Source organism: Metabacillus litoralis (assembly GCF_020524045.1).
GTDB lineage: Bacteria > Bacillota > Bacilli > Bacillales > Bacillaceae > Metabacillus > Metabacillus litoralis_C.
Map to the genome: position 1 here is coordinate 96,979 of NZ_JAIVKL010000013.1, position 16,915 is coordinate 113,893.

13 protein-coding genes and 1 riboswitch are annotated in these 16,915 nt (G+C 34.4%); all 13 genes read left to right on the plus strand.

Annotated features, from left to right (window positions below):
• The first annotated feature begins 196 nt into the window (after positions 1–196).
• On the plus strand, positions 197–1,126 hold the full coding sequence (locus tag LC076_RS17560; protein ID WP_226670385.1) for a glycoside hydrolase family 113: 930 nt from the start codon (positions 197–199) through the stop codon (positions 1,124–1,126).
• A 372-nt stretch (positions 1,127–1,498) separates the two neighbouring features.
• Complete coding sequence (locus LC076_RS17565) at positions 1,499–3,961, plus strand: beta-mannosidase (protein WP_226670386.1); 2,463 nt, start codon at positions 1,499–1,501, stop codon at positions 3,959–3,961.
• A gap of 435 nt (positions 3,962–4,396) precedes the next feature.
• Entirely contained in the window at positions 4,397–5,449 is a 1,053-nt protein-coding gene (locus tag LC076_RS17570) for a LacI family DNA-binding transcriptional regulator (protein WP_226670387.1), read from the plus strand.
• 21 nt (positions 5,450–5,470) lie between these two features.
• Positions 5,471–6,460, plus strand: a complete 990-nt coding sequence (locus LC076_RS17575) for an aldo/keto reductase (protein WP_226670388.1) — start codon at positions 5,471–5,473, stop codon at positions 6,458–6,460.
• 87 nt (positions 6,461–6,547) lie between these two features.
• Entirely contained in the window at positions 6,548–7,939 is a 1,392-nt protein-coding gene (locus LC076_RS17580) for an MATE family efflux transporter (protein WP_226670389.1), read from the plus strand.
• 174 nt (positions 7,940–8,113) lie between these two features.
• Positions 8,114–9,091 (plus strand): glycoside hydrolase family 113, encoded by a 978-nt coding sequence (locus LC076_RS17585; protein WP_226670390.1) that lies wholly within the window; start codon positions 8,114–8,116, stop codon positions 9,089–9,091.
• Positions 9,092–9,105: 14 nt separating this feature from the next.
• On the plus strand, positions 9,106–9,729 hold the full coding sequence (locus LC076_RS17590) for an SGNH/GDSL hydrolase family protein (RefSeq protein ID WP_226670391.1): 624 nt from the start codon (positions 9,106–9,108) through the stop codon (positions 9,727–9,729).
• Positions 9,730–10,134: 405 nt separating this feature from the next.
• Positions 10,135–10,920, plus strand: a complete 786-nt coding sequence (locus LC076_RS17595) for a DUF4397 domain-containing protein (RefSeq protein ID WP_226670392.1) — start codon at positions 10,135–10,137, stop codon at positions 10,918–10,920.
• Positions 10,920–11,591, plus strand: coding sequence for a class F sortase (locus tag LC076_RS17600; protein ID WP_226670393.1), 672 nt, complete (start codon positions 10,920–10,922; stop codon positions 11,589–11,591). Before LC076_RS17595 ends, LC076_RS17600 begins: the two co-directional genes overlap by 1 nt.
• Before the next feature lie 739 nt (positions 11,592–12,330).
• On the plus strand, positions 12,331–13,560 hold the full coding sequence (locus LC076_RS17605; RefSeq protein ID WP_226670394.1) for a coiled-coil domain-containing protein: 1,230 nt from the start codon (positions 12,331–12,333) through the stop codon (positions 13,558–13,560).
• A gap of 415 nt (positions 13,561–13,975) precedes the next feature.
• On the plus strand, positions 13,976–14,212 hold the full coding sequence (locus tag LC076_RS17610; RefSeq protein ID WP_226670395.1) for a GTP-binding protein: 237 nt from the start codon (positions 13,976–13,978) through the stop codon (positions 14,210–14,212).
• Positions 14,213–14,238: 26 nt separating this feature from the next.
• Complete coding sequence (rpmG, locus tag LC076_RS17615) at positions 14,239–14,388, plus strand: 50S ribosomal protein L33 (protein ID WP_053348792.1); 150 nt, start codon at positions 14,239–14,241, stop codon at positions 14,386–14,388.
• Positions 14,389–14,488: 100 nt separating this feature from the next.
• A riboswitch (cobalamin riboswitch) is annotated at positions 14,489–14,675 on the plus strand.
• A 124-nt stretch (positions 14,676–14,799) separates the two neighbouring features.
• On the plus strand, positions 14,800–16,839 hold the full coding sequence (locus tag LC076_RS17620) for a DUF4430 domain-containing protein (protein WP_226670396.1): 2,040 nt from the start codon (positions 14,800–14,802) through the stop codon (positions 16,837–16,839).
• Positions 16,840–16,915 lie beyond the last annotated feature (76 nt).

A 16,915-nucleotide genomic window follows, 5' to 3' on the forward strand; every position in this document is an offset into this window, starting at 1 on the left:
TAATTTTGGCTCTTTTCTGAAAAATTGTTGCTACGTAACCCGAAATAGCCGTTAGAAACAGTGTGTTTTTGCAATTAAGGATACCTTTTTATGAAGAAAAGATGCTACTAGACTTAATACTGTGCTGATTTCTCCGGATATGTAAAAGTAACAAAGTTTTCGAAAATAGCCTAATTTTTTAAAAGGAGCGGTGAAAATGGAATTCATCAAGGGGTTTACGTATGGTTGGATGAGCCGTAAAGGCGAGTTCGGAAAGAAGGAAGCTAAAGAGTCTATGAGACTTTTAAAAGATAGAACCAATACAGAATATGCCATTATTTCATTGGCAGCTTTGCAAGATGGCGCCCATACAACTGAGGTTGATTATACAGGCGATCATATGGTTTCAGATGATGAGTTAATTGAAATGATTCATTATGCAAAGTCACTCGATATGAAAGTGATTTTGAAACCGACTGTTAATTGTAAAGATGGGACATGGAGAGCTCATATCAATTTCTTTGATATCGATGTTCCTTGTGAACCTAAATGGAAAGATTGGTTTAAGAGTTATACAGAATATCAATTGCATTATGCGAAAATTGCACAACAAACGAATTGTGAAATGCTGATCATTGGTTGTGAAATGGTACAAACTGAGCGTCGTGATCAAGAATGGCGAGCGTTAATCGATGATGTAAGAAATGTATATAAAGGTCCTATCACATACAATACAGATAAATATCAAGAAGGAAATGTACATTGGTGGGATGCATTAGATGTTATTTCTTCAAGTGGTTATTATCCAATAGATGATTGGGATCAACAGTTAGATCGAATAGAGGAAATCATCAAACCTTATAACAAACCATTTTTCTTCGCTGAAGCGGGGTGTCCGAGTCGCTCAAATTCTCCTTTTGTTCCGAATGATTGGAATCTTGAGGGGGAGATCGATATGGAAGCTCAAGCAAACTATTATAAAGTCATGTTTGAGAAAACAAAGAAAAGAGACTGGGTGAAAGGCTTTGGTCTTTGGGATTGGAAGGCTCTTTTACATGATGAAAAAGATGCAGTTCAAAATGATGAATATGCTGTATTTGGCAAGCCTGCAGAAAAAGAGATTAAAGAATATTATGCAACAAAATAAATAGCAATGTTCACTCGTTGAGTGGAAATGGACTAAAGCGTTTTATTAGCTAGATATATACGAATTTTTAGGTAGTTACCTCTTATAGAAGAGGCCTACCTTTTTTAGCTATAAAAACGAATGGATGATAAATAAAATAATAACAATAAATATTTTTGTTAGGTATTTACTAACAGTTAGTTATGATATAAAGTTATTTATATCATAACTAAAAGATAACAAAAATAACAAAAGTGATATTTGGATTTCCAGTTAGTTTATATAGTTTTTTAGATGAAAAACTCAATTGTTTAAACTGCTATTTTAGTTATTTATCAGTATTATTCTGCGAAATAAAATAACAAATATAACAAGTAAAGGATGAGAAGGTAAATGAGGAAGTTGTGTTTAGATTCTACTTGGAAAATGAAAAGAACAGATGATACAGAATGGTTAAATGTTTCAGTTCCTGGTTCAGTGATGACTGATTTATTGAAGAATGGCAAAATTGAAGATCCTTTTTATCGAGATAACGAAGATAAAGCGTATGAAATTGCATCGAAGGATTACGAATTTATAAAAGATTTCCAAGTTGATGATGTTTTAATTGATAACGATCATATCGTTGTAAGGTTTGAAGGAATTGATACACTTAGTGAAATAAAAATAAATGGTTATACAATTGCGAACACAAACAATATGCATCGAACATATGAATTTGATCTTAAACCATTTCTGACTTTAGGTGAGAATACGATTCAACTAACCCTCTTTTCTCCTATAGAATATGTGACAAACAAGCAAAAAGAATTACCGTTATGGGGTGTTCCACATGCCATAGAAGGATATCCACACCTACGAAAAGGACATAGTATGTTTGGCTGGGATTGGGGACCTAGAATTCCTGATTTAGGAATTTGGAGAAGTGTTTCCATTCTTGCGTGGAATACAGGAAGAATTGATGATGTGTATGTTACTCAAAATCATTCAAACAATGAAGTAGATCTTAACGTCCGTGTTAAGGTGAAAAATACGAACGATGAAAAAGTAAATGTAGAAGTAAAACTAACAAGTCCTAACGGTGAATTTCTTACTCGGAAAATTGAAAATGCTAACTCAGAGGAACAAGTACATATTCATGTTGAAGATCCTCATCTATGGTGGCCAAATGGATATGGAGATCAGCCTTTATACAAAGTAGAAGTGAGCACAGATAATGGAGAAGATCCATTAGATCAAAAGGAATTAATGATAGGTCTAAGAACCATTAAATTGAAAAATGAAAAAGATCAATGGGGAAAATCGTTTGAATTTGAAGTGAATGGATACTCGATTTTTGCAATGGGTGCTAACTATATCCCTGAAGATAACTTACTTGCTAGAAATTCAGCTGAAAGAACAGAGAGATTAATAGATGATTGCGTAGAAGCAAATTTTAACATGATTCGTGTGTGGGGTGGAGGAATTTATCCTGAAGATTATTTCTTTGAATTATGTGATCAAAAAGGAATCATTGTTTGGCAAGATTTCATGTTTGCTTGCTCGATGTATGAATTAAATGATGAATTTAAAGAAACGGTTATCCATGAAGTGATTGATAATATGAAACGAATTAGACATCATGCAAGTCTTGGACTATGGTGTGGAAATAATGAAGTTGAAGAAGCGTGGGTGTATTGGGGAGATATGCCTGATGATGATTATAAACATAAATCAGATTATATTAAGCTATTTGAATACATTATTCCTGAACTGGCTAAGGAGCTTGATCCACAAACATTTTACTGGTCATCATCCCCATCTTCAGGTGGAGGGTTTAACGAACCAAGAAACCCCGATGAAGGAGATATGCATTATTGGGAAGTGTGGCATGGTTTAAAGCCATTTACAGAATATCAAGAATTTCATTTCCGTTTTTGCTCAGAATTCGGATTTCAATCCTTTCCATCTATGAAAACAATTGAAACATTTACAGAGCCAGAAGATCGTAATATTTTCTCTTATATCATGGAAAAACATCAGAAGAATGATTCAGCTAATGGAAAAATTCTCTATTATCTATCTGAAAACTTCTTATATCCTAAAGATTTTGATTCGATGTTATACACCTCACAGTTGTTACAGGCAGAGGCGATTAAGTATGGTGTAGAGCATTGGAGAAGAAATCGCGGTCGTTGTATGGGATCACTTTATTGGCAGCTTAATGATTGTTGGCCTGTTGCATCATGGTCAAGTGTTGATTATTACGGACGATGGAAAGCACTGCACTATTTTGCCAAGAATTTTTATTCACCAATCTTATTGTCTCTAAGAGAAGATGGAACAAATGTAGAAGTTCACGTGACAAATGACACATTAAAGGATGTAAACACGCGGATTGAGTGGAAGCTGCGTAAAAATACATCTGAAGTGATTGAAGAAGGAACAGTTTCGTCAACAATTGAACGTTTATCAGCTAATATGTGCGAAAAATTATCGTTAAATGAAATTTTGACAAAAGAAAAGAGTAGAAACACGTATCTAGAGTGCACTCTGTATGTTGAAGGTGAAAAAACAACAGGTACAACACTTTTATTTACAAAACCAAAACACTTTGATTTCTTAAATCCTGAACTTTCATTTGAGGTATCAGAAAATGAACAATACTTCACAATAGATGTTAAATCAAGTGCATTTGCCAAATATGTAGAGCTTGATCTCCGCGCTGCTGATTGTAAATTTAGTGATAATTATTTTGATTTATCAGCTGGGGATGCTGTAATAATACAAGTGCAAAAAGATAGTTTAAGCGAATCCTTAAGTCTAGAGTCATTTAAGGAACAACTATCCATTCGTAGTGTATATGATATTTCATAAAGGCTCTTTTCTGAACGATTGTTGCTATGTAACCAAAATTCGAAGTGAAAACAGTGTTTTTTCACTATAAGAGTACTAATTTATGAAGAAAAGATGCCACTAGACTTAATACAGTGCTGATTGCTTCGGTTATTTAAAAGCAACAAAGTTTGCGAAAACAGCCTTCATAATAAATAAATCAAATTAAGTTTGTGGCTTTGAAGACATTGCATTTGTTTTCGTGGGTTAGGTGAGTCATTTTTAGGTGCATATGCAAAAGAAGCTCACCGCCCATCACTTACGAGCAACAGTTTTGGAAGAGAAACTAAGTAGAAGCCATATTTGTGAGATCTAACCAATGGTTGCTTAATCAATCAATCAATGGTAAACATCGAAATTACACTAACTACAACAAGAACATAGAGTTTTAGAAGCGATGATGGAGTGAGAAGAAAGATGGCGAAAAAAATAACAATGCAGCACATAGCTGATTACTTAGGCGTTTCAAAGTTTGTTGTATCTAAGGCGTTGTCTGGAAAAGAAGGAGTCAGTGCTACAACAAGAGATAAAGTCCTTGATGCTGCTTCTAAGCTTGGTTATTTTACACAAGAAAATGCAAAAGAAGAATCTCTTTCTCTTCAACATCATGAAGTGAAAGCAAATACGAAAAATAACAATGTAGTGTTAGTGCTGATGCCTAATATTCGCTTTCAAAGTAAAACATCAAATTACTGGGGTCGGATATTAGATGGAATCCGTGAAAACTTAGAAAAATATTTTTCAGGAGTTGTTGTGTTAACTGAAAATAATATAGATAGTCTTGAAAATATATTGAATCCAAGAGGATTTGTAGGCGTGATCAGTATTGGTGTGGTATCAACTGCCTTATTGCTAGAAGTAAAGCAGCTAAACATTCCTATTGTGATGGTTGACTATGAAGAGCCGTCTATTCGATGTGATGTTTTATATAACAATAGCTTTGATCATAGTTACCAGTTAACGAACTATTTAATAGGTCTTGGTCATGAAAAATTACAATTTATTGGTGACAAAAACTACTCAAGAAGTTTTCAGGATCGGTGGCTTGGTTTTCGCCATGCAATGGAATTGAATAATCTTGAGGTAGCAAAGAATCAGGTTGTTCATTCTACAGATGATAAACAGTTGATCATAGAAATTCAATCCTGGTTATCAATACAAACAGAGCAATCAATGCCAACAGCCATCGTTTGTTGTAATGACAATATGGCGCTACGCGTGATATCAGAAGTGAAAGCAACAGGTTTAAAGGTTCCAGAAGATGTATCCGTGACAGGCTTTGATAATATGGACTATTCCTACACAACGACACCAACAATTACAACAGTGAATATTGCTAAAAAAGATCTAGGAATACGGGCGGTTGAAATGTTAGTACGAAGACTAAAAGACAAAGAAAAACCATTTGAAAAAGTCCTCCTAAATGGAAGTATTTTGCTACGTGATTCAACAACAAAACCGAAAAAATAATATATGAGGAAGGTTTTTCAAATGTCTGTTAACTCAATTTCTAAAAGATATGACAAGATGATTTACAACAAATTAGGTAAAAGTGGTTTGAAGGTTCCGGCCATTTCACTTGGTCTATACCGAAATTTTGGAGAACAAGATGATTTTTCAACAGCTAAAGAAATGATTAAGAAATCCTTTGATCTAGGAATTACTCATTTTGACTTAGCAAACAACTATGGAGATCCAGCAGGAAGTGCAGAATTGAATTTTGGAACAATTCTAAAAGATGAACTTGCTAGCTATCGTGATGAATTACTCATCTCAACAAAAGCTGGCTATGATATGTGGCAAGGTCCCTATGGTGAGTGGGGATCAAGAAAACATATGTTATCAAGTCTTGAGCAAAGTTTAAAAAGATTGCAGCTAGATTATGTAGATATCTATTATTCGCACCGGTATGATCCTGATACGCCTTTAGAAGAAACTGTTGCAGCTCTTGATACAGCGGTGAAACAAGGAAAAGCTCTATATGTTGGTGTTTCAAACTATCCTCTAAATGTCACAAGTGAAGCAATACAATTATTTAAAAAATATAACACGCCTTTTGTCGTTCACCAGCCGAACTACTCAATGTTTTTACGTGATGCTGAATATAAACTTTTCGATGTTTTGGCTCAAGGTGGAGTTGGAGCAATTGTTTTTCAACCATTGTATCAAGGGTTATTAACAACGAAATATGTACAAGGAATTCCGAAGTATTCTCGTGTTGCAAAGGGAGTAGATTCCATATCTGCTGATTCAGTAACAAAAGAAAGAATAGAAAAGGTACTTGAATTGAAAAAGATCGCAGAAAATCGTGAACAAACGGTTGCTCAACTAGCTTTAGCATGGACTTTGAGAAATGATGTCGTATCTTCAGCACTAATCGGTGCTAGTCGGGTTGAGCAAATTGTTGAAAATGTGAAAGCATTGGATAACCTAAACTTTTCAACAGAAGAGCTTAAAAAGATTGATAGGATTCTTTCTTAATTGTAGGTTGTGTACTAGGATCTGAATATGTTTGGATGTGAAAATTTCATTCACTATGAATGAATTGTTTTAAAGGGGAAAATCAACATGCAAAACCGCATCAAAGTTAATCAACAATTTTACAAAAAAATGTTTGCTCTAGCAATTCCTATAAGCATTCAAACATTATTAATTTCTTCACTAAATATGGTTGATTCTTTAATGATCGGGCAGCTTGGAGTTGATAGTATAGCTGCTGTAGGTGTAGGAAACAAAATTACAACAATTCTTATCTTGATTTTACAAGGATTCGGAACAGGAGCTGCCATTTTTACAGCCCAATATTGGGGAAGAAAAGATCTCACTGGAATTAGAAAAATTCTTTATATTACATTTTTCATTGTGACCGTTTTTTCTTTACTTTTTACAATATTAACATTTCTTTTTCCAATTTTGTTTATTAAGATATTTACCAATGATATCGCAGTAATTGAATTGGGAGCAGGATATTTAAGGATTGTGTCACTTAGTTATTTTGTTACTGCATTAACTGTTCTTTTTTCAACCGTTTTAAAATCAATGGGAGAAGTGAAACGGCCATTATATATTGCGATTATCGCTATTGGCTTAAATACAGGGTTAAACTATTTACTTATTTTTGGAAACTTAGGTTTTGCTGAATTAGGTGTAGATGGAGCGGCGATCGCAACAGTTATTGCGAGAACTATTCAAGCTGTACTACTTCTTATACTCATTAAACAACATCTTGCTTTAACATTATCATCTTTTACTATTAGAGAGAACTTTGATAGAGAGTTATTGAAGAGATACTTAGTGATTACTGTTCCATCCATTTTAAATCATGCTCTTTGGACAGTTGGAGAAACTTCATATTTTTGGGTATATGCTCAAATGGGAACTGCTCAATTAGCTGCTGCAACGTTAATAGATCCCTTATTATTTGTATTTATGGCTCTTTTCATAGGATTAAGTGATGCTTCAACTGTGATGGTAGGAAATAGTATCGGTGCAAACGATGAGGAAAAAGCGGTGAACTACGCCAAGCAATTTTTAGTGATTACATTTGTGTTATCTATAATAGCTGGTCTAGGTGTTGTGCTACTAAGTCCTTTATATATTGCCATTTATAACGTCACAGATTTTGTAGCGAGCCAAGCCCAAAGTATTTTATATGTTTATGGCTTATTGATTACTGGAAAAATGTTGAATATGGTAAATAATATTGGGGTTTTACGTGCGGGAGGAGATACGAAATATGTTTTATACCTAGATGCTTTAGGTGTATGGCTAGTGGGTCTACCTCTTGCATTAGCAGGTGCCTTTTTATGGGATTTACCAATTTTTATCGTATTTGCTCTTGCAAACTCGCATGAAATTGTTCGCGCATTTTTTGGGATTAAACGAACATTTTCTAGAAAGTGGATGAATAACGTCATAGATATTCAATCGAATGATCGAGATTCAGTTACTAGTTTGTGATGTGAGTGTTGCCTAAAGGAAGTCAAGTTAAATCTAGAAAATGCCCAAACAGATAACAATCGATAGATGTTTGAATGAAAGCAATAGTAAAGTTTAACTGTGCTTCGGTTAAACTTCAATAAAAATAAATTATCTATTTATATAGAAGAAACTAGCAATAAGGAGGGAAATGGAATGAAAGAAATTTTTATAAAAGGTATGACCTATGGTTGGGATACAACTCGAGGAGCTTATCGTACACCTGAGGCAGTGCATTCTTTAGAGATGTTAAAGGAAACGGGTAGTGAGTGGATTGCTTTATCTTTCTTTACGTATCAAGAAACCTTTTCTTCTACTGAGATTACGTTCGATTATAATCACACAATGACAGATCGAGATATTGAATTTGCTGTGAAAAAGGCAAAAGAACTGGGTTTAAAGGTATGTCTAAAACCAGTGGTCAATTCTCGGGATGGACTATGGAGAGCCCGAATTACTTTCCCAGAAGATGCAACAGATTATTGGAACAAGTGGTTTGCTTCATATGAAAATTTCTTATTACATTATGCTGAGCTTGCACAAGAGCTAGATTGTGAGATGTTTTGTGTTGGCTGTGAAATGATCGGAACCGAATCTAGAGTAGAACAATGGGAACAAGTGATTTCAAAAGTACGTGAAGTTTATACAGGCCCGTTAATCTATAATGCAAACCATGGTAAAGAAGAAGGTGTGGAATGGTTTGACAAAGTTGATGTAATTGGAACGAGTGCCTATTATCCGGTTGCTGAAAAACCTGGTGATACAGAAGAAAATATGATTAAAAATTGGGAAAAGGTAAAAGGGAAACTCGTGAATCTTCACAAGAAATTTAATAAACCTATCTTATTCATGGAAATAGGTTGTCGAAGTGCTGAAGGTTGTGCAACAATGCCATGGGATTTTACTTCGACTGAACTTCCTTTCAATGAAGAAGAACAAGCGAACTTCTATCGTTCTGTTATGAAGGTATTCTGGGATGAGCCGTGGTTTGCTGGATTTTTCTGGTGGGATTGGAGTACTAAGCTTTATCCGTTAGAAGAAGCAAAGACGAACACCTATTTTGATATATATGGTAAAGAGGCAGAGTCAGTTGTAAAAGAATGGTACAATAAACCAGTTAGTTCAAAGCAATGATGGGGGGCATTTCAATGAATAAGAAAAGAGTTTTGTTCATCGGAGATAGCATTACCGAATGGGGTAGATACGAAGATCAAGAAAACATTGGCACAGGATATGTTAGGCTCATTCATGATTACTTTGTTACTTCATATCCATCAACCCAATTTGAATTTATAAACAGAGGTGTTGGTGGAGATCGAATCTCTGACCTACAAGCAAGATGGCAAGATGATGCAATAGAGATAGATCCAGACTATATTTCAATTTCAATTGGAATTAACGATGTATGGCGTCAAATAGATAACCCTGATTTGGATCAGATATCACCTGAGAGATTTCAAGAAATTTATGAAGAATTGTTATCTCTTGTAAAGTCTAAAACGAAAGCAACCGTTATTCTCATGGAGCCAACAATTATTGAAGAAGATACTCAAGCACCGGGTAATCAAATGTTAATCGAATATTTAAAAGTGATCTATGAAGTGGCAAAGAAATTTGAAGTAATTGTTGTTCCAACTCACAAAGCATTTATCAAGTACCTTGAATCGGGCAATGAATATAAATTAACAATTGACGGAGTTCATATGAATTCAGCGGGCAATATGTTGATGGCGAAAACTTGGATAAATGAAGTTGAAAAAGTGATTAAATAATAAAGCTTTTCTGAAGGCTCTTTTCTGAAAGATTGCTGCTAATTGACTTCTGTTTATCACATACTTTTGATCTTATAAAAGATACTATTCTAGCAGAAAAGATGCTACTAGACTTTATACAGTGCTGTTTTCCTTCAAGATTGTCAAAGCAACAAAGTTTATGGAAACAGCCAATAATAATAAAATCCTTTGAAGGGCTCTTCTGAAAAATCGGAGAGTCTTTTTTTTGTTGCTTTTTTATTTTAATGATTTCCGTTTAATAGGAAAATCCTACATGAAAAATAGAAATTAGCACACTGGAGAAGTGTTATTGATTGAAAAGTCACTTGTATAAATGTTATACAATTAGTACACAAACATTTTACAAAAAATCCGTTTGTGAATATTAAGAGGAGTTGGTTTAAAATGAAAAAAGTATTTGGAACAATCATCGCAACAGTATTGATGGTTGGATTAATGGCAACAGGAGCACTAGCTGCTTCTACTGACGCGATGGTGCGTGTCGTACATGCTTCACCTGATGCACCAGCTGTTGATGTCTACTTGAATGATGAATTGACTATTGAAGGTGCAGAATTTAAAGCGGCAACTGATTATTTGAATGTACCAGAAGGAGAGCATAAGGTAGAAATCTTTGCTGCTGGCACAACTGAAAATGCGGTAATTTCTCAAAATGTAACTGTTAAAGCTGGAAAAGCTTATACTGTTGCAGCTGCAAATGTATTAGAAAATATTGAACTTGTTATTGCTGAAGATTCAATGGAGGTCACAGAAGGGAAAACAAAAGTCCGTGTTGGTCATTTGTCGCCTGATGCACCAACTGTAGATGTGGGTCTTATTGATGGAGATGCTTTATTTAGTGGTGCAGCATTTAAAGCGATTACAGATTACAAAGAATTAGATCCTAATACGTATGATTTAGAGATACGTACTCCAGATGGAACTCAAGTTCTTGATCTCTCTGGAACTAAGTTAGAAGAAAATACTGTGTACAGTGTGTTTGCTGTTAATAATGCTGAAAATTTAGAAGTATTGTTATTAAAAGATTCCATGCTTATGCCATCAGAAATGCCAAAAACGGGATTAGGTGGGGCATCTGAATCATCAACTAGTATTGTACCTGTTGTAGCATCAATCATTGGTTTAGGAATTGTTGGTTTTGTTGTATTCCGTAGGAAAATTGTTCAGTAATGTATCGTCCATTAGCTTTAACAATTTTTATTCTCCTGTTGAGTGGCTGCTCAGCAGGAGCGCAATTGAATGAGGAACAAAATAGTTCTTCAAACACAACTAAATCTACGGAATTACAACTTAGTAATAATACAACAAGTGAAAAATTAGTTCAAGAGTCTCAGAATCAAAAGGGATCAAAGTCCCGAGAGAATGAAACGATTGAGCAGGGAATGTCTGATAGTAGGGGGATTGTTCCCACACAAATTGAGATACCGTCTATAAATGTGCAAGCCTCCATCACAAAACAAGGTTTAAATAATAAAGGACAAATGATCATCCCTGATAATGGCGAAGAAGTTGCTTGGTATGAGCCTGGAGCTCAGCCAGGTGAAGAGGGCAATGCGGTCCTTGCAGGGCATGTAGATGATTATACCGGACCTGCTGTTTTCTTCTATTTAAAAGAGCTAAAACCAGGTGATGATGTCATTGTTTATGATGCTAAAGGTAAAAAGTTGTTATTTAGAGTAGAGAAAATACAATCATATCCTAAAGATGAGGCCCCATTACAAAAAATATTTGGACCTACTACAGAACCAAGATTAAACCTAATCACATGTACAGGGTTATACAATCGTAGTACAAACGAACATGAAGAACGTTTAGTTGTTTATACTAAAATGGTTTCATAGATTTGTTAATCATCTGAACTGTAAGTTTGTATCTCAGATTGTTAACAAACAGTCTGAAGGACATAAAATGTACTTTGTTTAAAAAAAGAGTCTGGGACATAGTTATTTAAGCTAATGATAGACCCGAATGATTAGGTGGGATTTTAGTTAATTCTTTGCCTAATCTTCGGGTTTTTATTTGTTGTCTTCAATAGTACATTCTATTTTTAAGAACTAGTGAAATCGAGCGGAACACACACTAAGGCTCTACGGGAAGTAGAAGAAGAGGTGAGGTCTAAGTAGGGAGAGGAGAGGAGTCACAGCTTCCTTTCTTGACGAATTTTGTGTCCGCAGCACGATGGAACGAACTTGTTTTTCTAGCCTAACTGATTAGTATAAACGAGTAGAATCTATTGAATATTATAGGAATTTTGATTTATTCTCTATATAGTAGTTTTTTAATTATGTTCCAGTCTCTTTTTCCATAGTGTTTTCCCCTTTTCAAAATAACTAATCTATGAAAACGATACTAGAAATCGAATGTAAACTATGATAAAGTTAAAAAAGTGTTATTTTTAGGGTGAATTCTGAGTCTTTTGTTACATATGAAATATAATTGTAATATTAAAAACACAGGTTTGTCATTTTTTGATGATATACTACTAATTGTGGCAGAATGGTTAATTAGTAATATAAATTGATAGTTACATATACATAGATATAAAACATGCATAAGATAGAATGGAAAGTAGGGAAAAGGATGTCGAAAAAGAAACTAGTAATTATGAATCTAGCATTCATGATTGGATTAGGAAGTTCATTTGCTATTCCTTCGGTAAAAGCTGAAACAAGTGAGTCTGAAATTCAGCAGCAACGCTCCGAAATTCAAAATGGTATTGCTAATGCAGATAAAGAGTTACAGCAAGTGAAAGCAGAACTTGCAAAATTAAATGAGCAAATTGCACGTGTAGATCAAGCAGTTGCTGATAACAATAAGAAAATTGAATCAACTAAAAATAATATAAAAATTGCTAACAAAGAAATTTCTTCGATGGAAGCTGAAATTACAGAGTTAGAAAAAGTAATTAATAATAGAACAGAAATTCTAAAAGAGCGTGCCATTTCATTTCAACATAGTGGTGGAAGTGTGGACTATTTCGATGTACTAGTAGGTTCTTCAAGCTTTGGAGATTTTGTTAACCGTGCAATAGCTGTAGGCAAGATTGTAGAGGCAGACAAAAATTTATTGGACGAGCATGTGGCAGACGAAGAGACATTAAATGAAGCGAAAGCTACTAAAGTAAAGAAACTAGCTGACCTTACAAACATGAAAGAGGAATTAGAGGGTATGCAAGCCCTTACATTAGAGCAAAAGGCACAAAACGATGAATTAAAAAAACAACTTAAAAATGAAGAAACAGCAACTCTAGCAGCAAAAAATAGTTTACAACAAAGAGATATGAGTTTAGCAACACAAATTACAACTGATAATCAAAGTTCACAGTCATCATCATCATCATCAGTTGAATTAGCTAGTGGAACTAACTATGCATCAAAAGAATCTAAAAACAAATTTGAAAATACACCAGTTAATCCAAATGGAACTGTGAATGATTTAATTTCAGCTGGTTATAAGTATATTGGAAATTCAGTCTATGTTTTTGGTGGCGGACGAAATTCATATGATGTAGCAAATGGTAGATTCGATTGTTCTGGTTTTGTTCATTGGGCATTCTCAACGATCGGAGTTAGTGTTGGTGCAAGTACAGATTCACTAAAGTATGCAGGTACTCAAATTTCACCTAGCAATATGCAACCTGGAGATCTAGTTTTCTTCAATACGTATAAAACAGATGGTCATGTAGGAATTTATATGGGCGGTGGCAAATTCATTGGCTCACAAAGTTCAACAGGTGTAGCAATTGCAAATATGTCAAGTGGTTACTGGGCTAATACGTTTAGTGGTCGTGTAGTAAGAATTAATCTGTAATAATATAGATGTGATAGGGGCTAGCAAATTTGCTAGCTCTTTTTATTCTTTTTATTGTTATTTTTTAATTTCCCTAATGTATTTTATTCTAAACATCTTTTTAGACACTTTTTTTAAAAAGAAAATACTAAGTTGATTAATTGAGAAGATAAACTCCTGGAGTAATGAAATACAGATGCAGGACACTAGAAACAATTCTTTAAATAGCTTCCTGAATGCAATCAAAAAGCGAGTGCTCAGTTTTGAAATCTTTGTTTCTTATATCAACTCAAGCTATTCTTTTAAAAAGAAGTTAAAAGCAATATGTAGAAGAAAACAGCTTTTTATATACAAAGCTTGCAATAAAAGGAGATTTCATTTATAATTTAAATCGTAATAATTACGTTTTGTCATTGATCAAGCTGCAGGTGGATGGGTGGCAACATATTACCAACAAGAGCAAAAACGGCTATTACTAGAAGAACCGGATTTACTGCAAAAGTGGGATCAGTCATACTGTGATCGTATGACTGATCTTGTGATGATTGGTATCGGTATGAACCGAAGGATAATCGAAGAATCACTAGACCATTGCTTGTTAACAGAGGAAGAAATGGAACAAGGCTGGACAAGATTTACTGATCCATTGCCACTATTTACAGTAGCAGGATAAACTTTTAAAAAATGGAGGAATTATAAATGAGAGTAAACATTACATTAGCATGCACAGAAACTGGGGATCGAAACTATATAACGACAAAAAATAAACGAAATAATCCAGATCGTATTGAATTAAAAAAATACTGTCCTCGTTTAAAAAAGCACACATTGCATAGAGAAACAAAATAGTTAGTGAAATACATTAACAGGTTTAATCTTGTTAATGTATTTTTTAGTTCCGACAAATATTGACACTCATCATAACCTAGACTATGATTAAGTGGTTGAATTGAATAGATAAAAAATAGGTTGATAGATTTATAATTTATCATGAAAAGGGAAGATCGGTGAAAATCCGACGCGGTCCCGCCACTGTATATGGGAGCTTTTTACGTTACAACCACTGTCGAAAGATGGGAAGGAGTGAAAAGTGATGATCATGAGCCAGGAGACCTGCCTATTTTGTCACCAGTTAATTTACGCGGATAAAGATGGTGTTTTGAGTACAGGACTTATTTTTTAGTTTCTATATGTGCGAAAAACATACATCTCTGCGAAGGGATGTTTTTTTATTTATTTAGAGACTAGGGGGACTTATTTTTGAAAAATCGATACTCATTAAAGTTTAATACGGTAATATTTTCTATGGTTTTATTGGTTGTGTTTCATATTTTATCTTTTTTACCACAGCAAGTTAATGCAGATTCATTATCAAAAGGAGTGACAGTTTCTGCATTTGATATGGAAGGAGAAAATGCTCTCCCTTTATCTGCAGTTGAAATTGAGGAAAATCAAACAGCTTTAGATGTTTTAATTAATGCAACAACTAATTTAGATAGGGATTTGGAATATTCAGTTCATGAAGAATATGGAGCTTTCATATCTAAGATTGGAGAGGCAGCGCCACCAACAGATAGTTACGATTATTGGTGGGGATTTTATGTGAACGGAGAATATCAATCAGTAGGTGCTTCTAGCTACAAAGTTAAAAATGGAGATAATATTACTTTTAGAATAATTAACGGAAATTCAGAAGAAGTAAATGTTAGAGTATCCGGGGTTGATAAGAGTGGGGAAGTTATCCTGGATGAAACTGTTCCAGTAGTCACAGGTTCTAGTGCATACGATGCATTGAAAATAGCAGGTAAAACCGCAAAGATTAATATAGAAGCTACTATAGATAGTAAATATTTTGCATATGTTAATAATATTGGAGATGTTGAACTGGGAGAGTATGATTATTGGAGCACATATCTAAATGATGGATATATGCAACAAGGATTATCAGGTGAGATTGTTGAAGCAGGTGACCATTTAGAGCTTGTTGTCGAATCATGGACACCAACTCCTCCTGCAGAAGGTGAAGAAGATGGAGAAGTACCAGATACTGGAGCAGAAAAGCCTGGTGAAGATGAGAATACTATTCCCGATCCGGTGGAGACTCCAAAACAAGAAACTATTAGTAAGCAAAAATTGGATACTACAATAAAATCAACAATGCAATATCAGTTAAATAAGGGCAATTTATCAGGATTTGACTTTGTGGCAATTAAAGCTGCAGGTGGAGAAATCCCAAAACAGTTTGTAGAAAAATTGATCAATCGTATTGTCACTGAAAAGGGAACTTTTAGAAATGTAACAGATTATGAGAGAATCGTACTTAGCTTATCCGCTGCAGGGATAGATTCAACAAATGTTGAAGGGTACAATCTAATTGAAAAAATATATTCGAATGATAGAATGACAGTGCAAGGGAATAATGGAGTGATTTATGCACTACTTGCATTTGATAGTGGAAATTATGAAATACCTTCAGATGCTAAATGGACAAGAGAAAAATTAACAGATTATTTATTAAAACAACAATTAGAAGATGGTGGATGGTCATTATTTGGCACAAATCCAAGTGTAGATATTACTGGAATGGCTCTTGCGGCGCTTGCTCCATATAAAGATCAACCTTCAGTAAATACAGCAATAAATAAAGCAGCAGATTGGATTTCTAGTGTTCAAGATTCTAACGGTGGCTTCAGCAATAATGATAATGGTGGAGATGCTAGTGAAACAACTGCACAAATAATTATTGGTTTATCATCAGTTGGGATAGACCCAACTGAAGAGCGTTTTACAAAACAACAGAAAAGTGAAGTAAAGATAATGAGTGAAGAGTCAACTTCAAGTGAAGTGAATTTAATTCAACATCTTCTTTCATTTAAACAAGAAGATGGGGGATTTGCTCACTTAGTTGGTGGTGAATCGAACGATATTGCTTCAACACAAGCCCTTTTAGCTTTAGTTGCATACGATTATTTTAATGCCAAAGAAAAAGGAACGATCTATCAATTTGCTAAGCCAACTATTGAAATAGATCCATCTCTTCCTTTAACTGAAGAACCGGATAAGTCAGAAGATAGTGATGAAACAGTTGAAAAAGAAGTTGAAGTTCAACCTTCAGAAAACGAAAACAAAGTTGAAGAGCAAACTTCTAACGAGCAGAAAGAGCAAAAAGAAGAACAAGGACACCGCCTTCCAAACACAGCAACACCGTTATTTAACTTACTTGCAGTTGGAGGAGCACTTATGTTAATTGGTGCTGGTGGTACAATTGTTACGAAAAGACGTCAAGTAAATAAAATTTAATGTTAAATGAGGGTGACTCAATCAAGTCCTATTTTAATTACTTCGTATGAAGTGGTTTGTTAGGGAAATGAGTTGC